The organism is Pseudomyxococcus flavus, assembly GCF_050038885.1.
GTDB classification, from domain to species: Bacteria; Myxococcota; Myxococcia; order Myxococcales; family Myxococcaceae; genus Myxococcus; species Myxococcus flavus.
Genome location: NZ_CP143624.1, coordinates 8,713,053 through 8,733,274, shown reverse-complemented (window position 1 = coordinate 8,733,274; position 20,222 = coordinate 8,713,053). Strand labels below are relative to the sequence as shown.

At 70.3% G+C, this 20,222-nt stretch carries 7 protein-coding genes; 4 read left to right on the top strand and 3 right to left on the bottom strand.

Annotated elements, in window-relative coordinates; translation table 11 throughout:
* Positions 1-9: 9 nt before the first annotated feature.
* Positions 10-1,206: a metallophosphoesterase gene (locus tag VZL07_RS36110; protein ID WP_426752492.1), complete on the bottom strand. Its 1,197-nt coding sequence runs from the start codon at positions 1,204-1,206 to the stop codon at positions 10-12.
* A 171-nt stretch (positions 1,207-1,377) separates the two neighbouring features.
* Here VZL07_RS36110 and VZL07_RS36105 point away from each other — a divergent pair, with 171 nt between their 5' ends.
* The 4 genes from VZL07_RS36105 (at position 1,378) to VZL07_RS36090 (ending at position 6,300) form a co-directional block, all read left to right on the top strand.
* Entirely contained in the window at positions 1,378-1,854 is a 477-nt protein-coding gene (locus VZL07_RS36105; RefSeq protein WP_426752491.1) for an FKBP-type peptidyl-prolyl cis-trans isomerase, read from the top strand.
* 126 nt (positions 1,855-1,980) lie between these two features.
* Complete coding sequence (locus VZL07_RS36100) at positions 1,981-2,112, top strand: hypothetical protein (protein WP_426752490.1); 132 nt, start codon at positions 1,981-1,983, stop codon at positions 2,110-2,112.
* Positions 2,113-2,360: 248 nt separating this feature from the next.
* On the top strand, positions 2,361-4,469 hold the full coding sequence (fusA, locus tag VZL07_RS36095; protein ID WP_426752489.1) for an elongation factor G: 2,109 nt from the start codon (positions 2,361-2,363) through the stop codon (positions 4,467-4,469).
* A 331-nt stretch (positions 4,470-4,800) separates the two neighbouring features.
* Positions 4,801-6,300 (top strand): DEAD/DEAH box helicase, encoded by a 1,500-nt coding sequence (locus tag VZL07_RS36090; protein ID WP_426752488.1) that lies wholly within the window; start codon positions 4,801-4,803, stop codon positions 6,298-6,300.
* 64 nt (positions 6,301-6,364) lie between these two features.
* Here the strand turns inward: VZL07_RS36090 and VZL07_RS36085 are convergent, their stop codons facing one another.
* Both VZL07_RS36085 and VZL07_RS36080 read right to left on the bottom strand, forming a co-directional pair.
* Positions 6,365-6,829, bottom strand: a complete 465-nt coding sequence (locus VZL07_RS36085; protein ID WP_426752487.1) for a DUF2269 family protein — start codon at positions 6,827-6,829, stop codon at positions 6,365-6,367.
* Entirely contained in the window at positions 6,826-20,208 is a 13,383-nt protein-coding gene (locus VZL07_RS36080; protein WP_426752486.1) for an amino acid adenylation domain-containing protein, read from the bottom strand. The genes VZL07_RS36085 and VZL07_RS36080 overlap by 4 nt, the downstream gene beginning before the upstream one ends.
* Between the last annotated feature and the right edge of the window lie 14 nt (positions 20,209-20,222).

Genomic DNA, 20,222 nt, shown 5'->3' with positions numbered 1-20,222 from the left:
GCCCGGCGCCTACGCGGGCAGCAGCACCAGCCGGGCAATCTCCGGGGGCGCGCCCACGCGCATGGGCGGGCCCACGAAGCCGCAGCCCCGGCTGACGTAGATGAGCGAATCCCCCGTGCGGCTCAGCCCCGCGTTGCGGTCGCCCCAGATGAGGTCGCCCATGAGGTTGCCCGGGAACATCTGGCCGCCGTGCGTGTGGCCGGACACCTGGAGCCCCACGCCGCGCCGGGCCACCTCGTCGAAGTTGGACGGCTGGTGCGCCAGCAGCACCGAGGCCCGGTCCGGGCGCACGTCGCGCAGGGCCGCGTCCAGGTCGTAGCCCGGCTCGCCCATGCGGTGCGCGCTCCAGTCATCCACGCCCGCGAGCTGGAAGGACGCCGCGCGGTCGCCAATGGACACCGAGCGGTTGCGCAGCACCTGGATGCCCAGGCCTTCCAGGAAGGCGACCCAGGCGTTGGCGCCCGAGTAGTAGTCGTGGTTGCCGGTGACGAAGTACGTGCCGTACCGCGCGCTCAGGTTGCCCAGCCCCGCCGCGAACCCGCCCAGCGCCGCCACGGAGCCGTCCACCAGGTCGCCGGTGATGGCGATGAGGTCCGGCTTGAGGGCGTTGGTGCGCGCCACCAGCTCATCGATGAAGCGGCGCTGAATCACGCCGCCGATGTGGATGTCGGTGAGCTGCACCAGCGTGAGGCCCTCGAGCTGGCGGGGCAGGTGGGGCAGCCGCACGGGGATGTCGCGGACGTCGGGTGGGTGGAAGGCGCGCCAGCCGCCGTACGAGCTCACCGCCGCCCCCGCGAGGCCCGCGCCCACGGCGAGCCCCTGGCCCAGCAGGGCCCGTCGCTCCGGTGATGCCGGGGCGGAGGGCGTCGCCGTCGCCGCGCGCTCCTTCCGGCGGGCGCGCCACGCGGCCAGGGCTCGCACCGCGTCCACCGCGAGGGTGAACATGAGCAGGTAGAGGACGAACCCGATCCACGCGAGGAAGAGGATGCCCAGGCGGCGGGCGGCCTCGGAGGGCAGGGCGGAGCCAATGGCCCGCGCGCCCAGCGCCCCCACGAAGCCCACGGCGAAGAGGCCCTGGCCGGCGCGCCGCAGGCTCTGGCGCCGCGTCACGTCGCGGACCAGCCGGCGGTAGAGGTAGACATGGCCCACCGCCAGCACGGCGAGCACGGGGACGAAGAAGAGGAGCAGGCTGACCCAGCGTGGCATTGCGGCTCCCTGCATAACGGAACCCCACCCGACGCGCTCCAGGATTCCGGGGGAGCAGGCAGGAAGGTGCAGGGGACACACCCCGGGCCCCTTTCACCCGCCCCCGGTCCGGGGCAGGCTTCGCCGTCCCGCGAGGCCGATTTCCGGTCCGCGCACACCTTCGAGGCACTCATGCTCCGCTCGCTGCTGGTCCCCATGCTCCTCGCCGTCTCACTGCTCGGCTGTGGCGAGGACGAAGAAGTCAACCCCGACTCGGGTGACCCCACCAAGGTGACGTACGCGGAGTCGCTCAACGTGGACCTGTCCAAGATGACGCTGCTGCCCGGCGGCCTCTACATCCAGGACACCTTCCTCTCGCCCGAAGGTGCCGTGGCGGAGGCGGGCAAGCGCGTGCAGGTGCGCTACACGGGCTACCTGCCAGACGGCCGCAGCTTCGACGCCACCGGGAACGGGCCGGCCTTCTCCTTCACCCTGGGCGCCGGGCAGGTCATCGACGGGTGGGACCAGGGCATCCCGGGGATGCGCGTGGGCGGCCGGCGCCGGCTCATCATCCCCTCGTCGCTGGGCTATGGCGCGACGGGCTCGGGGAACCGGATTCCGCCCTACACGGTGCTCGTCTTCGACACCGAGCTCGTGTCCGTCCGCTGAGCCGCCGCGCACCGTCGCCGCGCCGCTTCGCGGACAACGAGGCGGCGCGTGTGCACGTGGTTCTCATCTGCCGCGGTGTATGTCTGCCATTCCGGGCCCGCCTGCACGGCCGCCCGGATTGACAACATGGCGTCTGTGATTTATCTCAAGCGCATCATGAGGCCCGTCTCCTTCAACGCCCTGCTGTGTGCGCGCTCGTTCGCGCCGGCGGCGGACGTGTGCCTCGCCCCCCGTCACGAGGTTCTGCTCGATATTTGAGTCGGCGGACCGGTGTCCTCCGGCGCGCGGGTCGTCTGGTTCCCGTGTGCCGTGAGTCCCGGCTCCGCCCTGGCTCTCGCGGTGCCTCCGTGTGTCCTCACGCGTCCCTGAGCGGGCCAGCCGTGCCCCTCCGGCGTGTCGCGCGTGTCTGCCATTGAGGCCTCCCCGCCGCGTCGTGTCTGTCCAACCAGCGCCTCAACACCACACCACCCGCGGACCTCGCTGTCCGACGGGAACGGGAGTCCTCTATGTCTCGCCGCACTCGTATCGAGCGGTACCGCAACATCGGCATCATGGCGCACATCGACGCGGGGAAGACGACGCTCACCGAGCGCGTCCTCTTCTTCACCGGCCGCATCCACGCCGTGGGAGAGGTGCACGACGGCGCCACGGAGATGGACTGGCTGCCGCAGGAGAAGCAGCGCGGCATCACGATTACCTCCGCGGCCACCACCGCGTTCTGGCAGCCCCGGCAGGGGCCAGGGGCGGGCGTGCCTCACCGCATCAACATCCTGGACACGCCGGGCCACGTGGACTTCACCATCGAGGTGGAGCGCTCGCTGCGCGTGCTGGACGGCGCGGTGGCGGTGTTCGACGCGAGCCAGGGCGTGGAGCCCCAGTCCGAGGCGGTGTGGCGGCAGGCGGACCGCTACGGCGTGCCGCGCATCGCCTTCATCAACAAGATGGACAAGGTGGGCGCGGACTTCGCGATGAGCGTGGCGTCCATCCAGACGCGGCTGGGCGCGCGGCCGGTGGCCGTGCAGTGGCCCCTGGGCGAGGGCTCGTCGTTCCTCGGCCTGGTGGACCTGGTGCGCATGGCGTCGGTGACGTTCGACGCGGAGGACGGGAGCTTCCGGGATGGCCTGCCAGTGCCGGAGTCGGTGCGCGCGGAGGTGGAGGCGCAGCGGCTGCGGCTCATCGAGGCGTGCGCGGACGTGGACGCCACGGTGCTGGAGAAGTTCGTGGACGGGCGGCTGGAGGACATCACCGCCGAGGACCTGGAGCGCGCCCTGCGCGCGGGCACCCTGGCGCGGACGCTGGTGCCGGTGCTGTGCGGGTCGGCCTTCAAGAAGAAGGGAGTGCAGATGTTGCTGGATGCCATCGTCAACTACCTCCCCGCGCCGTCGGACGTGGCCGCCGTCGAGGGCTGTGTCCCGGGCACGGACGAGCGTGTCTCCCGGCCCCCGTCCGACGTGGGGCCACCCTGCGCCCTGGCGTTCAAGCTGATGAGCGACAAGGCCGTGGGGGGCATCGTGTTCCTGCGCGTCTACTCGGGCACGCTGCGCGCGGGTACCGTCCTGCTCAACCCCGCCACCGGGCGGCGTGAGCGGGTGGGGCGCCTGATGTTCATGCATGCCAACCGCCGGGAAGAGGTGGCGGAGGTGCATGCGGGCGACATCTGCGCGGCGCTCGGCCTGAAGGGCGTGCGCACCGGCGACACGCTGTGCGACCCGGAGGCGCCGGTGGTGCTGGAGTCGCTGGGTGTCATGGAGCCCGTGGTGCAGCTCGCCGTGGAGGCGCGCTCGCCCGCGGAGCTGACGAAGCTGGAGGAAGGCCTGAACCGACTGGCGGCGGAGGATCCGTCGCTTCGGGTGGGCGTGGACCCGGAGAGTGGCCAGGTGCTGCTGTCCGGCATGGGTGAGCTGCACCTGGAGGTGGTCGTGGACCGGTTGAAGACGGAGTACGGCGTGGAGGCGCGCGTGGGCCAGCCCAAGGTGGCGTGGCGCGACACGCTCCGGCGCAAGGTGCGCCAGGAGTACCGGCACGTCCGCCAGTCCGGCGGGCCCGGCCAGTACGCCTGCGTGGTGCTGGACGTGGGGCCGGCGCCTCGGGGCGCGGGGCTCGTCTTCGTGGACGACACCCGCGGCGGCACCATCCCCAAGGAGCTGGTGCCGGCCATCGAGAAGGGCGTGGCGGGCGCCATGGGACGGGGCGTGCGCGACGGCGTGCCACTGGTGGACGTGGAGGTGCGGCTGGTGGATGGGGACACGCACGTGCGTGACTCCACACCCCAGGCGTTCGCCATGGCTGGCTCGCTGGCGCTCCAGGCCGCGGCGCGCAGCGCGGGCGTGCAGCCGCTGGAGCCGGTCATGGAGGTGGAGGTCACCACGCCCGAGGAGTACCTGGGCGAGGTGCTGGGAGACTTGGCGGCGCGGCGCGGGAGGGTGCTGGGCATGGAGGCGCGTGGGGTGGTGCGGGTCGTCTCCGCGCGGGTGCCGATGGCCAGCCTCTTCGGCTACGTGACGAGCCTCCGCGGACGCACGCAGGGCCGGGCCCAGGCCAGCATGCGCCTGGGGACGTACGAGCCCATCCCCGAGGCGCTCCAGCCGGCGGCGTCGCTGGACGCGCGGGCCTGAGGTGACACAGAGGCCCTGGGAGCCCCCGCCAGGGGCTCCCGGGGCTCGCGGGACATCCCTGAATCGGCTGCGCCCATGTCCACCAGTGCTCGGAAATCCGGTGATTAAGCCGTTGATTTCACGGGACTTCCGGAGCGGGAAAGTGCAGGGTCGCGCGCCGAATCTCCGGAATGGGTCGGGGCCACCCCCTGTTTCCATCCGTTCCCAGAGCGGTTCGGCCGGCCGGGCCCGACCGCGCACCGCCAGGCGCCCCGGGCAATTGCCCGAACGGGCGCGCTGCGCGGGCTTCCTCCCTTGGGGAGGGGGCGGGCTCTCTTCACCTCAGGAACCCATGACTTTCGACGAACTCCAGCTTCACGAAACCCTCCTGCGCGCCGTCAAGGCGGAGGGTTACACCACGCCCACCCCCATCCAGCAGAAGGCCATTCCGCACGCGCTGGCGGGGCGGGACGTGCTCGGCGTGGCCCAGACGGGCACGGGCAAGACGGCGGCCTTCGCGCTCCCCATCCTCCAGCGGCTGTCCGCCAAGGCGCCCCCGGGCGGTGCCCGTCCGGTGCGCTGCCTGGTTCTGACGCCTACCCGCGAGCTCGCGGGCCAGGTGGGGGACAGCTTCGCGACCTATGGAAAGAACCTGCCGCTGCGCCACACCGTCATCTTCGGCGGCGTGGGGCAGAATCCGCAGGTCCAGGCGCTGCAGCGCGGCGTGGACGTGCTGGTGGCGACGCCGGGCCGGCTGCTCGATTTGATAGAGCAGGGCTACGTGTCGCTGCGCTCGCTCGAGGTGTTCGTGCTCGACGAGGCCGACCGCATGCTCGACATGGGCTTCATCCATGACGTGCGGCGGGTCATCAAGGCGCTGCCGCCCAAGCGGCAGACGCTGTTCTTCAGCGCCACGCTGCCTCCGGACATCGTCGACCTGGCGCGCAGCATCCTCACGGACCCCGTCCGCGTGGAGGTGACGCCCGCCTCCAGCACCGCGGAGACGGTGAGCCAGCAGGTGTACTTCGTGGAGCGCGAGCAGAAGCGCGGCCTGCTGACGCACCTGCTGAAGGAAGGCAACATCACCCGCGCGCTCGTCTTCACCCGCACCAAGCACGGCGCGAACCGCGTGGCGAAGCAGCTCGAGGGCGCCGGCGTCAGCTCGGCGGCCATCCACGGCAACAAGAGCCAGAATGCCCGCGAGCGCGCGCTCGACGAGTTCCGGTCCGGGACGCTCCGCGTGCTGGTGGCCACGGACATCGCCGCGCGCGGCATCGACATCGACGGGCTGAGCTACGTCGTCAACTACGACCTGCCCAACGTGCCCGAGCAGTACGTGCACCGCATCGGCCGCACGGGTCGCGCGGGCGCCAGCGGCACCGCCGTGTCCTTCTGTGACGCCGAGGAGCGCGCGTACCTGCGTGACATCGAGCGCACCATCCGCCGCAACGTGCCGGTGGTGGAGGACCACCCGTACCGCTCGGGTCAGCCCGCGCCGCGGCCGGCGAGCCATGCCTCCGGCGCTGCTCCAGAGCCCCGTCCTTCGGGCAATGGTGGCCGTCCGCAGGGCGGGCAGCGTCCCGCCGGCAACGGTGGCGGCGGGCATCCTTCGGGGGCGTCTCGTCGGCGCCGGGGCGGCCGCGGTGGTGGCGGTGGCGGCCGGGGCCAGGGCCGTCCCGAGGGCAGCCGCGCCGCACAGGGCGGAGGTGGCTCGGGCGCCAACCGGGGCAGCCCGGGCGGTTCGCGGAGCCAGAGTGGCGGCCGTCCCTCGGGCGCGGTGAGCACGTCTCCGGCGAAGTCGCCGGAGGCCCCGCCGCTGCCTCCGCGGCGTCCGTCGCCCAAGTGGTTCTGAGCCGCTGACTTCGAAGCACCCTCGGGGGGCCCGTGCCGGGCGGCGTGGGCTCCCCGCCGTGTTTTCAGTGGAGGACCATCAGCACCATGGAGCCGAAGGCGAGCGCCATGGCCAGGATGCCCCAGCGGAACCACTTCTTCGTCAGCAGCAGGTAGTCGTCGAAGGCCGCTCCGGCGGCGCCGAGCGACTCCGCCATGGCCAGCTGCCGCGCCTGGATGGGGCGCAGCGTCTGGCTCCAGACGACACCGCACAGCATGAAGCACACCTGCCCGGCGGCGAGCGCGGGGTTCGTCCACAGCGGGATTCCCTCCAGGTGCGCCCGCAGCATGCCCGTGACGGCGAGCGTGAAGACGCTGGGCACCAGCAGGTACGTGTCGGTGATCTTCACGAGCCTCAGCGCATAGGCAATCACGCGCGGCTCGCGCGTCCGGTCCGCCAGCAGGCGCCAGACAGCCGTGACGACGATGTCTCCCAGGAACACCACCACGGCGATGAGGTGCAGCAGCTTCAGGACTTTGGGGACGTTCATGCGGCAGGCTTCGGGCGGGGTAGGTGCGTGAGCAGGTGCTGCGCGAGCACCGTCACATGCGGGTCTCGGAGCAAGGACAGGTGGGTGCCGGGGATGGGGTAGGCCGCGCAGACCTGCTGCGTCAGCCGACTCCAACCGAGCGTGCCGTCCTCCACGATGTGGGCCAGCGGCGGGGGGATGGCCCCACCCCGGTCGTCCGCGCGGAACACCGCCACGGGCACCGGCAGCGTCCGTGTCGGGCGGTAGTTCAGTCCATCATGCGCTCGTGCCACGTCGAGGATGCCTTGCACGTGGACGGGCTGCGCGCCCTCGGGGAGGACCGCCGCAGCCTGGAGCCGCGTCACGAAGAACTGGAGCCGCTCGGCTTCGCTCATGGCGCGCACCTCGGGCAGGAGGAGGTCGATCTTCACGTTGAAGAACTCCTCCATGATGCCGGCCAGGTGGACCATCCACTGCGCGGTGTCCCAGCCCTCGCCTTGAGGGCGTGTGGCCTCCGGGAAGGGGGCCAGGGTGTCCAGCATGGCGACGACGCCCACCTCCCGGCCCCGCGACTTGAGCTCCTGTGCCAGCTCGTAGGCGATGTGTCCGCCCATGGAGTGTCCACCGACGCAGTACGGCCCCTCGGGCTGCAGGGCGAGGATGACGTCCGCATACCAGGACGCAATCGCCTCCACCGTCTCGTGCGGTGGTGCCTCGCCGTCCAGGCCCTGGGGCTGGAGCCCGAACACGGCGACGCCGTCCAGGTGCCGGGCCAGGGACAACAGGTAGAAAGGCGTCGAGCCACCGCCGGGCACGAGGTAGAGCACCGGCGTCTGGCTTGCGCCCGTGCTCCCGGACATGAGCGCGTGCGCGGCGGGCGTCAGCGGCACGAGCGGAGAGTGGGCCGCCCTCTCGGTCCGGAGGGCCGCCGTGAGCTGCGCCGGCGTCGGATGGCGGAACAGCGTCACCAGAGGGAAGGGGCGCCCCAGCCGCTTCTCGACCGCGAGCTTCAGCTTGAGCGCCAGCAGGGAGTGTCCCCCCAGGTCGAAGAAGCTGTCGTGGATGCCCACGGCGCGCACCCCGAGGACCTCCTCGAACAGCCGCACCATCTCCAGCTCGAGGGCATCGCGGGGCAGTCCCTCCAAAGACGTGACGCGCTCTTCGGCGAGCTCCAACGCGCCCAGCGCGCGGGTGTCCACCTTGCCGTTGGGCGCCAGCGGCAACGCGTCCAGCACGACGAACTGCCCGGGAACCATGGTCGCCGTGAGCTGCTGCTCCACGAAGCCACGGAGCACGGTGGCTTCGGGGCGCGGCGCGGACGCACGGGGCACCACGAAGGCCACCAGCCGCGCGACCCCGCCCGTGCCGAGCACCAGGGCGACGGCTTCGCGCACCGACGGGTGGCGGGCCACGGCGGCTTCGACCTCGCCCAATTCGATGCGATGACCGCGCAGCTTCACCTGTCGGTCGGCACGGCCCACGAACAGCAGCGTCCCATCCGCGAGCCTCCGGACCACATCGCCCGTCTTGTACAGGCGGAGCGTCGGGCCCTCCGGGAAGGCGTGCTCGATGAACCGCGCCTCCGTCAACTCCGGGCGGTTCAGGTATCCCCGCGCCAGTCCGGGCCCCGCGAGGTAGAGCTCCCCGGGCACGCCGTCGGGCACGGGGCGCAGCCTCCCATCCAGGATGAGGGCCTCCATCCGATGGATGGGGCGGCCAATCGGCTCGGTGGCCCCATGCGCCCCGACGTGCTCGGGCAGGCATCGGTGCGCCAGGGCGTCGATGGTCGCCTCCGTGGGGCCGTAGAGGTTCCAGACCTCCGCCTTCGAGAGGCCGAAGACCTTTCGCACGGTCGCCGAAGGCAGCGGCTCGCCGCCCACGCAGATGCGTCGGAGCGCCGGCAGGTGGGCGAAGCCCGGTGCCTCCACCAGGGCGGTGAGCAGCGAGGGCACCAGTTGGAGCACGGTGATGCCGCGTTCACGCAGCACCCGCGCCAGGAGGTCGGTGTCCGCTCCGAGCCCATGCGGCGCGAGCACGAGCCGAGCGCCCACCATCAGGGGCGCGAACAGCTCCCACACAGAGGCGTCGAAGCTGAGCGACGTCCGCTGAAGCACGCGGTCCCCGGGCCCCAGCGGCATGACGTCATGCATCCACGCCATGTGGTGTGACAGGGCGGGATGCTCGATGAGGACGCCCTTGGGCTGGCCCGTCGAGCCGGAGGTGAACAGGCAGTAGGCGAGGTCGCTGTTCACGGGCTCGAACGTGGCCAGCGTGTCGTCGCTCAGCACCAGGACGTCCGCCTGCGGGAACCTCGAGGCGAGGTGCGCCTGGGTGATGACCACCCGGGCTCCGCTGTCCGCGAGCATGAAGTCCAGACGCTCACGTGGGTATGCCGGATCGAGCGGGAGGTAGGCGGCCCCTGCTTTGAGAATCCCGAGCAGGCCCGCCATCATCCCGGTGGACCGCTCCACGGCGAGGGCCACCAACGTTCCCGGCAGGACACCCCGCTGGCGAAGCGCCTGGGCCACGCCGTTCGCGCGCGCCTCCAGGGCTTCGTACGTGAGGCTGCCGTCTTCGGACTCGACGGCGATGGCCGCGGGCGTCTTTCGGGCCTGGGCGGCGATGACCTCGTGGACGGCCGGCTGCCGGGGATGCGCCGCGGGGGCCGAGGGAAGGAGCCTGGCGCGCTCCTCGGCGCTCAGCAACTCGATGTCCGCGACCTTCGTTCGTGGCGCCGTGGCGAGCCGGGTGATGAAGCCTTCGAGCTGGCGCACCATCGCCTGGATGCGCCAGGCGTCGAAGAGGTCGAGGTCATATTCGAGGAGGCCCGTGAAGCCTTGATGCGACTCGGACAGCGTCAGGGTGAGGTCGAACTTCGCGGCGCCGCTGGGGAGGGCCAGGGGGGTGACCTCCAGGTCCGGCAGCGTCATTCCCTCCGCGTGCGTCTGCTGGAACGCGAGCATCACCTGGAAGAGGGGACTGGTTCCGAGGACACGCTCCGGCTTGAGCACCTCGACGAGCTTCTCGAAGGGGACATCCTGGTGCTCGTGGGCATCGAGCACCTGCCGCCGGACGCGCTGGAGAAGCTCGACGAAAGTCGGCTCGCGGCTCAGGTCGATACGCAGCGGCAGCGAGTTCACGAAGAAGCCGATGAGGGGCTCGGTCTCCGTGAGACGGCGGCCCGCGAACGGTGAGCCGATGACCACGTCTTCCTGTCCGCTCACGCGTCCGAGGTAGGCGCCCCATGCCGCCAGGAGCGCCATGAAGGTCGTCACGCCTTGCTCACGGCACAGCGTGGCGAGCGCCTGGGCGGTGGAGGCGCCCAACGACAGCGGCTCGGTAGCCCCTCTCTGGCTCCGGACCGCGGGGCGGGGCCGGTCGGTGGGCAGCGCCAGCACGGCGGGAGCCCCCGCCAACGCCTTCCGCCAGTAGCTGAGCTGCTGCTCCCGGGCCTCTCCGTCGAGCCAGCTGCGCTGCCATACCGCGTAGTCGGTGTACTGGATGGGCAGGGCAGGCAACTGCAGCGCCTCGCCACGGACCTCCGCGGCGTAGAGCGCGGAGAGCTCACGCATCATCACGCCGAAGGACCAGCCATCGGACACGATGTGGTGCATGTTCACCAGCAGCACGGATTCGTCGCCCGCGCGCTGGAACAGGTGCACGCGCACGACGGGGCCCTGGTCCAATGCGAAGGGGCGCGCGGACTCCTCGGCCAATCGGTGGTCGAGCGAAGGCGCACCCGGGCCACGAAGGTCCTCGGTGTATAGCGAGAGCTCCGCGTCGGCCACGCGCGCCACGGGCTGACCATCGACGAGCGGGAAGCGCGTCCGGAGGACCTCGTGGCGTTCGAGCACGCGTTGGAGGCTCCGCCTCAGCGCGTCCACGTCGAGCACGCCTCGCAGGGTGAACGCAATCGGGATGTTGTAGGCCGAGCTGTCGCCTTCGAGCTCGGCGAGGAACCGCAGGCGCTCCTGGGCGAACGAAAGCGGCCGGTCGCCCGTGCCCGTCCACCGGACCAGGGGTGGGAGCCGCGGCGCGGCTTCCTGGGCGGAGATGACGGCGGCCAACGCGGACAGTGTCGGTTGCTCGAAGATGGCGGCGAGGGGGACGTCGACGCCGAAGGTCCTCCGCACCCGGCTCATCACCTGCGCGGCCAGGAGCGAGTGCCCTCCGAGGTCGAAGAAGTTGTCCTCCGCGCCAATCGGGCGGCGTTCGAGCACGGACTCCCAGACCGAGGCCAGCGCCTGCTCCGTGGGAGTGCTCGGCGCCACGAAGCGCGTTTCCACAGTGTGCTCCGTGAACCGCGGAGCGGGCAGGCGCCGTTTGTCCACCTTGCCGCTGGACGACAGGGGCAGCGCCTCCAGGCGGATGATGTCCGCGGGCACCATGAACTCGGGCAGCGTCTTCCGGGCGTGCTCGCGAAGCGCCTGGGTGTCCACGGGCTCCGCGCACATGACGTACGCGACCAGCGTCTTCACGCCACCCGAGTCCCCCGTTGCGTACACGTGGGCCACCGCTTTCATCACGCCCGGGTAGGTGGCGAGCACCGCCTCGATTTCCCCCAGCTCGATGCGGTAGCCGCGCAGCTTGACCTGCTGGTCGATACGGCCGAGGTACTCGAGGGTGCCGTCCTTGCGCCAGCGCACCAGGTCCCCACTTCGGTACAGCCGTGCCGCCGGCTTGAACGGATGCGGGATGAACCTCTCGCGTGTGAGCTCCTCGCGGTGCAGGTAGCCCCGGGCGACGCCAACGCCGCCGAGATGCAGCTCACCCGGGACGCCGATGGGCAGGAGGGCGCCGTGGCGGTCGAGGACGTACCCTTCCAGGTTGAGGGCGGGACGCCCGATGGTCGGAGCGCCGGGGTCGTCCGGACGGCAGAACCCAATCGTGCTGATGATGGACACCTCGGTCGGGCCGTAGCCGTTGACGAACGGCATGCCTGACCGTGCCCACGTGCGCACGACTTCGGGAGGCAGCGCTTCGCCGGCCGCGGACGGCATTCGCAGCGCGGGATACACACGGTCCGTGGGGAGCGCCGCGTACGAGCTCGGCGGCAGCATCATGTGCGTGACGCCGTGGGTGATGAGCACCCTGGCCAGCTCGTCGCCCGCGAGCAGCGTGTCGGCAGGAGCCAGCACCAGCCGACCACCGTTGGCCAGGGCCATGACGATCTCCCAGACCGAGACGTCGAAGGAGATGGACGAGAACTGGAGCACGACGCAGCTCGCGTCCACGTCCAGCTCGTGCCGCTGAATCTCGACGACGTTCGCGAGGCCGCGGTGCTCCAGGACAACGCCCTTGGGCTTGCCCGTTGAGCCCGAGGTGTAGATGACATACGCCGCGTTCTCGAGGCGCACGTCGCTTTCCGGGTTGCCAGAGGGAAGCGTGCCCGCGACCTCGTCGAGCCAGAGCGTGCGCACGTGCGGCGCGCGCCAGCGTGCTTCGGCGCCGTGCGTACTCACCATGAGCGTGGCGCCCGCGTCCTCGAGGATGCCGTCCAGGCGCTCCTTCGGGTACGAAAGGTCCAGCGGGACGTAGGCGGCACCTGCCTTCCAGATGGCGAGCAGGCCGATGATCAGCTCGAAGGAGCGGGGCACCGCCAGGGCCACCAGCGTCTCCGGGCCGGCGCCCATCGCGATGAGCTGGTGCGCGGCGCGATTCGCCCGCCGGTTCAGCTCTCCGTACGTGAGCGTTTGTGTGCCGAGCTCCAGGGCGATGGCCTCCGGCGAGCGCAGCGCGTGTTCCTCCACGAGCCGATACGCCGGCACCTGTCGGGCGGGCTCCACCACCCGTCCTTGTGCGAACGCGGTGACGGCCCTTCGTTCGTGCTCGGGCAGGAGGGAGAGGTCGGAGAGCCGCTTCGCGGGATTCGCCATCGCATCCGCGAAGAGCACCTGGAGCTGCGCGACCATCCGCTCGATGCGGTCCGCGTCGAAGAGGTCCGTGCTGTATTCGATGGCTCCCGCCAGGCCGTGGCTCGTGGGCTCGAAGCTCAACGTGAGGTCGAACTTCGCGCTCTGGCCCGTCAGGTCGATGGGCTCCAGGGACAGTCCGGGGAGGCTCAGGCGGCCCTCCGGCGTGTTCTGGAGCATCAGCATCACCTGGAACAGCGGCGCGTGGCTCAAGTTCCGCTCGACGCCAAGCGCCTCGACGATCTTCTCGAGCGGGACGTCCTGGTACGCATACGCATCCAGGGCCACTGCGCGGACGCGCGCGATGAGCTCCTCGAAGGTCGGGTTCTCGGACAGGTCGACGCGCAGTGGCACCGTCCCCACGAAGAAGCCAATCAGGGATTCGAGCTCCGCGCGGTCCCGGTTGGCCACGGGCGTGCCGATGACGATGTCGTCCTGCCCGGTGATGCGCGACAGGTACGCCGCGAAGCCCGCAAGGAGGACCATGAAGCTGGTTCCCCCCGTGCGGAGGCTGAGCGTCTCGATGGCCTCACTCAGCGCCTTGCCCAGGTCGACTCGCTGGGTGGCTCCGCGCAAGGTCGTCCGGGGAGGGCGCGGCCGATCCATCGGCAGCTCCAGCGCGGAGGGGGCCCCCTGAAGCGTCTTCCTCCAGTGGTCGAGCCGCTCCTCCAGCGCGTCACCCTGAAGGGACTGCCGCTGCTGGTAGGCGAAGTCGAGATAGTCGACGGAAAGCTCCGGCAGCGACACGGAGCGTCCGCTGACGCGTCCGGCGTACAGCTGGGAGAGCTCGCGCACCAGAATGCTGATGGACCAGCCGTCTCCGACGGTATGGTGCATCGTCGCGACCAGCACGTGCTCCGTCTCACTGAGCTGGAGGAGCTTCGCCCGGAACAGGGGGCCGCGCGTGAGGTCGAAGGGGCGCGCGGCCTCTTCCTCGATGGCTCGGCGCAGGGCCTCGTCGGACAGCGCCCCCACGGTGATGTGATCGAAGGGCGCTTCCTGGCGCAGGCAGGGCTCCTGCCACACACGGCCGTCGCGCTCGACGAAGCGCATCCTCAGCACGCGGTGCCGCTGGAGGATGGCGGCCAGACTCTCTCGGAAGGCATCGACATCGAGCGTGCCCGTCAGCCGCAGCGCCATGGGCAGGTTGTAGGTCGAAGTGCCGGGGTAGAGCTGTTCCAGGAACCAGAGCCGTTCCTGCGAGAACGACAGGGGAATCGCGGCGCCCTCGGGCGCGGGCTCAATCCGGAAGCGCTTCAGCGTCTGGCTGCCTCGTCGTGCGTCGAGCAGCCCGCTCAGCCCCTCGATGGTGGGATTCTCGAAGAGGTCGGAGACGCGGAGGTCGCTATCCACCACGCCGCGGATGCGAGCGACGACCTGCATCGCAAGCAGGGAGTGGCCGCCCAGCCTGAAGAAGTCCTCGTCCAGGCCGATGCCGCCGCGCCCCAGTACCTCTTCGAAGGCCTGTGCCACGGCGGTTTCGGTCGGTGTGCGGGGCTCGGCGGGCACCGAGACCTGTTCGGGCCGAATCGGGGCGGGGAGGCCCCGGCGGTCGACCTTGCCGCTCGGCGTCCGGGGCAGTGCCGCGAGCGGCATGAACAGCGAGGGGACCATGTAGTCGGGCAGTTCCCTGGCGAGGAACGCGGGAAGCGCGTCGATGGGCGCCGACTCCGGCACGACATAAGCGATGAGCCGCTTCTCGCGCGCGTCGTCACCGTCCACGATGACCGCGGCATCGTGGATGTCGGGGTGGGCGCACAGCGCGCGTTCAATCTCGCCTGGCTCCACGCGGAAACCTCGGAGCTTGACCTGGTCATCCGCGCGCCCGAGGAACTCGAGCGTTCCATCCGGCGACAGGCGGGCCAGGTCTCCGGTCCGGTAGGCCCGGACGGGAGGCGTGAGTGGCAACTCGATGAACCGCTCGGCGGTGAGGTCCGGCCGGGACAGGTAGCCGTCCGCGAGGCAGGCTCCCGCCAGGTACAGCTCGCCAGGGACTCCCACGGGAACGGGACGCCGGTTGGCGTCGAGCAGATGGACCGCCGCGTTCGCGATGGGCTTGCCAATCGAGGGCAAGCCGGGCCAGTCCTCAGGCGCTCCCTCCAGCACATGCGCCGTGACCACGTGCGATTCGGTGGGGCCGTAGTGGTTGTCGAGGCGCATCTTCCCGGCCTGGAACCAACGACGGATGGGCTCGGTGATGCGGAGTTGATCGCCCGCGGTGATGACCTCCACGAGCTCGGGCACACGTCGAGAGGCACGCAAAGCGGCCAGCGAGAGGTGATGGAGCGCCACGGCGGGGAGGAAGAGCCGCTGGATCCGGGCGGTGTCGAGCAGCTCGACCAGTGCGTCCGGGTCACGCCGCGTCGCCTCGTCGACAAGCACCAGCGTGCCGCCCGAGCACCACGTCGAGAAGGCCTCCTGGAACGACACGTCGAAGTTGAGCGGCGCGAACTGGAGCGTGCGCAGCGCCCGGGCGTTTTCGGTCTGCCATTCGATGAGGTTGACGAGTGCCCGCTGGGGCATGGCCACGCCCTTGGGCTTGCCCGTGGACCCCGATGTGTACAGGACGTAGGCGAGGTGGTGCGGCTCCAACCGAGGTCGCGGCGCCTTGGTGGCAGGTGCTCCCGGTTCGTCCAGGATGACGCGCGTCAGCCCCTGGGAAGAGAGCAGGTCCTGGTGCCGCCGCTCCGTGAGGAGGACGCGGGGCTGCGAATCTTCGAGCATGTACCGCAGGCGCTCGACGGGGTACGCAGGGTCGAATGGGACATAGGCGCCTCCCGCCTTCAGGGTCGCGAGAACGGCGACCAGGGCGGGAATGGAGCGCTCCATGCAGATTGCGACGCGGACGCCAGGCCCGACGCCCAGCGAGGTGAGCCGATCCGCCAGGGCCTCCGCCTCAATGTCGAGCTGTCGATACGTCCTGGTCTCGCCTCGATGTTCGAGCGCGATGGCATCTGGAGTCGTCTGGACCTGTCGCGCGAAGAGCTCGGGGAGCGTGAAGCTGGGGAAGACGCGCTCGGTGCGGTTAATGTCTGCCAGCAGGCGTCGCTCGTCCTCGGAGAGGAGCGAGTACTCGGAGGTTGACAGCTCTGGCGCCTCGGCGATGGCCTCGAGCAGCCGGCCCAGGTGCGAAGCCATCCGCTCGATTCGAGGTGCGTCGAAGAGGTCGGTGTCGTACTCGAGGCTGCACGCGAGGGCGCCGTCCCTGGGCTCGACGAAGAAGGTGAGGTCGAACTTGGAGGAGGTGCTCTCGGGCGGCTGGATTTCGGCGCGGAGGCCGGGGAGCTGCAGCTCGCCGCTGCTCTGTCCCTGGAGGACGAACATCACCTGGAAGAGTGGGTTGTGAGCCAGGTCTCTGGGCAACTCGAGTGCCGCGACGAGCTTCTCGAAAGGGACGTCCTGGTGAGCGTAGGCGTCGAGCGCGGACTTGCGGACGCGTGAGAGCAGCTCGGAGAAGGTCGGGTCGCCGGAGAGGTCGATGCGAAGGGCGAGGGTGTTGAGGAAGTAGCCGACGACGCCTTCCGTCTCGTGCCTGTCACGTTGGGCGATGGGCGAGCCGATGACGATGTCCTCCTGGCCGGAGATGCGCCCCAGGTAGGCGGCGAAAGCGGCGAGGAGCGTCATGAACAGCGAGGTGCCCGAGCTCCGGGAGAGGGCTTCGATGCGCAGTCCCAGCGGCGCAGCGAGGAGGAAGGAGTGCGTCTTGCCAAGGAAGCGTTGGCGCGCGGGGCGGGGCCGGTCCGTCGGAAGCGCGAGCACGGAGGGGGCACCCTTCAAGGCGTCGCGCCAGTAGGCCAGGCCGGCTTCCAAGCGGCCGGAGGCGAGCCGTTGCCGCTGCCAGGAGGCCCAGTCGGCGTAGCGAGTGGGCAGCTCGGGCAGCACCGGCGTCGCGCCGCTGAGGAGGGACGCATAGGTGATGCAGAGCTCACGCAGGAGGATGCCGACGGACCAGGCGTCGGCGATGATGTGGTGCTGGTTGATGACCAGCACGTGCTCGTCCGGAGCCAGCCGGAAGTGCCGGGCGCGGAAGAGCGGACCCTGCGTCAGCGAGAAAGGCCGGGTGATTTCCGCCTCAATGCGAGCGTCGAGCTGATTGGCCGACACGTCCTCGCTGGTGAGGACCGAGGTCGGAGTCGTTCCGACGTGCTGGCGTGGAGCCCCCGTATGCTCGTGGAAGGTGGTGCGGAGGGCCTCGTGGCGCTCGACCAGGATGGAGAGCGTGCGCGCGAGTGCGACGGTATCGAGCGCCCCTTGCAGCCGGAGCACCAGCGGGACGTTGTACGCAGCACTCCCATCACCGAGCGCGTCGATGAACCACAGGCTCTCCTGGCTTGGGGCGAGGCTGGCACCACCGGACAGGTCAATGCGTGTGATGGGCTCGGTAGCCGCGCCTTGAGTGGTGAGCGCCTCGGCGAGCTGCGCCACAGTGCGACGCTCGAAAATGGCCCTAACGGGAACCTCGACACCGAAGGCCTCCCGAGCGCGGGCGATGACTTGAGTTGCCTTCAGTGAATGGCCGCCCAAGTCGAAGAAGTCGTCGTGGATGCCGACGCGTTCCTTCCCCAGCACTGCACTCCAGATACCGGTGAGGATCTCCTCGTGGGGCGTGCGTGGTGCCGCCACTTCCGTCTGGCCGTGGAACTCCCGAGCGTGCGCTTCGAGCGCTGCCGTGTCGACCTTGCCGTTGGGCGTGAGCGGGAGTGCCTCGACGACGATGACGCGGCTGGGGAGCATCGCCACGGGCAGCTTCGTGGCCAGGAAGGCCGCGAGCGCATTTGCTTCCGGCGGGGTAGCTGCCGTGCTGGCGGCGAAGGCAATCAAGCGGACATCGCCGTTCTGGCGCTGCGCCTCGCTCACCACGGCGGCGGCCGTGACGTCGGGGTGCCGTGCCAGGGCGGCCTCAATCTCGCCAGGCTCTACGCGCACGCCGCGGACCTGGACCTGCCGGTCCGCTCGCCCGTGGAAGGCGATGGTGCCGTCGGGAAGGAACCGGGCGAAGTCACCGCTGGCATACATCCGGGCTTCGGGCTCGCCGGAGAAGGGGTCGGGGACGAAGCGCTCCGCGTTGAGCTCAGGGCGGTTGAGGTAACCCCGGGTGACGCCTGCGCCGCCGATGTACAGCTCGCCGATGACGCCCGGGAGGACCGGCCGCCGTTGCCGGTCGAGGATGTAGATGCGGGCGTTCGCGATGGGGCGTCCGATGGAAGGCAGTCCCTGGCGGTACTCCGGGTCCACGACGCCGGAGGTGGCGACCACCGTCGTTTCGGTGGGGCCATAGTTGTTGACCAGCCGGAAAGGGAGGCCCGGGGGAGGAACGGCGTGGAGCCTGTCGCCACCGGTGAGCATGTACCGAAGCGCGCAAGTGGAAGGCCACGGCAGCGCCACGGCCGCCTCGGCCACCACCGTTGGGAGGAAGCTAACGGAAATCTTTCGCTCGACGAGCCATCGCACGAGCTCGGCCGGAGCCGAGGACAACTCGGGTGGGACGAGATGCAGCGCGGCACCGGCAGCGAGGGTTGGCCAGATTTCCCAGACCGCGGCGTCAAAGGCGATGCTGGCCACCTGCGTCGTCCGGTCCTTGGCCGTGAGCCCGAAGGCCGCCGTATGCCAGTCCACCAGGTTGAGCAGGTTCCGGTGGGTGACGAGCACGCCCTTGGGTAAGCCTGTCGAGCCGGAGGTGTAGATGACGTAGGCGAGGTCCTCCAACTGGACGGCTTCGCGGGCGGGCGCTTCGGGCACCTCCGTGACGTGCGTGACGTCGAGTCTCGGAACCCGCGTGTTCGCGATGGGGTCCGAGCCCGTATTGAGGATCGCGACGGGCGCCGCATCCCCGACGATGTATTCCAGTCGCTCTGCGGGGTAGTTGGGATCCAGGGGCAGGTAGGCGGCGCCCGCCTTGAGCACGCCCAGGAGGGCCACCAGCATGTCTGCGGACCTGGGAATGCACACGCCGACGATTCGCTCCCGTCCCGCGCCCAGTTGCCGCAGGTGCCGCGCCACGTGCTCCGCGCGCGCGTCGAGCTCGCGGTAGCTGAGGGACTCGCCATCCGCGCCGACCACGGCGGTGGCGCCAGGGGCAGCCCGGGCCACGCGCAGGTGAATCGGCTCGCGGGTATCGAAGGGGCGGGCATTCTGCCCCCACTCCGAAAGCACTCGACGGGCGGCCGGCTCCAGCAAGTCGAGCTCGCCCACCGTCTTCGCGCTGACCAGCGCATGCAGGGCGGCTTCGAGCAGCCGGCCGACGCGCTCGGCCGCCGCATGGGAGAACCTGTCCACCGCGTACATCACCCGGAGCTCGAGCGACTCACCCGGAATGGCGACCAGTGCCAGCGGATAGCTGATGCGGTCGTGGGTATCGACGCCGCTGATGGTGAGGCCGCTCCGAGGGAGGAGCGTCGAGGCGTCCAGCGGGTAGTTCTCGAAGACGAGGATGCTCTCGAAGAGCGGCCGGTCATGCGGCGCGTCCGACCAGGTCTGGATGTCCGCGAGCGAGGTGTAGCTGTAGGGCTCGACCGTGCCCTGCTGGGCCTGGAGGGTGGACAGGAACGCGGTGACGGGAGCGCGCTCATCCAGCCGCGCCCGTAGCGGCAGGGTGTTGATGAAGAGCCCGACGATGGACTCCGAGCCTGCCAGATCCGCCGGGCGGCCAGACACCGTCACCCCGAAGATGACGTCGTCGGTGCCAGACGCTCTCGCCAGGAGCAGCGCCCACGCTCCCTGCACGAGCGTGTTGAGCGTCAGCCGGTGTTCCTTCGCGAACCCCGTCAGCCGCTGGGTGCGCTCGCGAGACAGGCGCCGGGTCACCAGGGGCTGGGTGCCGTGGGCGGCTTCGCCGCTGTCCTGGCGCTCCGAGAAGGGAAGTGGCGTGGGCTGTCTGAAGCCCGCGAGCAGCTCGCGCCAGAAGACCTCCGCGCGAGCGGGGTCCTGCTCCTGCAACCAGGTGATGTAGTCGCGGTAGGGCCGCGCCGGTGGGGGGAGCGAGGCGACGCCTTCCTCGAAGGCGCCCAGTACCTCACGGAGGACGATGGAGAAGCACCACCCGTCCAGCAGGAGGTGGTGGTACGTCCACACGAACAGGGTGCGGTCGTCGTCCAGGCGCAGCAGGGCGCAGCGCATCAGTGGCGGCGCACCCAGGTCGAAGCCCTGGAGACGGTCCGCTCGCAGGAAGTCGTCAATCCACCGTTGCTGCGCGTCCCCGGGCATTCCCCGGAGGTCCTCCAGGCGCCAGGGGACTTCGGCCGCCACCGAGACGACCTGGAGCGGCTTCTCCAGTCCCTCCCAGAGAAAGGCCGAGCGGAGGATGGGATGCCGTGCGAGGACCTGCTGCCAGGCCTCCTTCCACCGCGCGATGGGCAGCGAACCACGAACCTCGCAGCTCAACTGCTCGACGTACATGCCCGCGCCGGGATCCAGCAACGCATGGAACAGCATGCCCTGCTGCATGGGCGCGAGCTCGTAGATGTCCTCGATCGACTCTTCAGACGTCATTGAGAAGTCCTCCC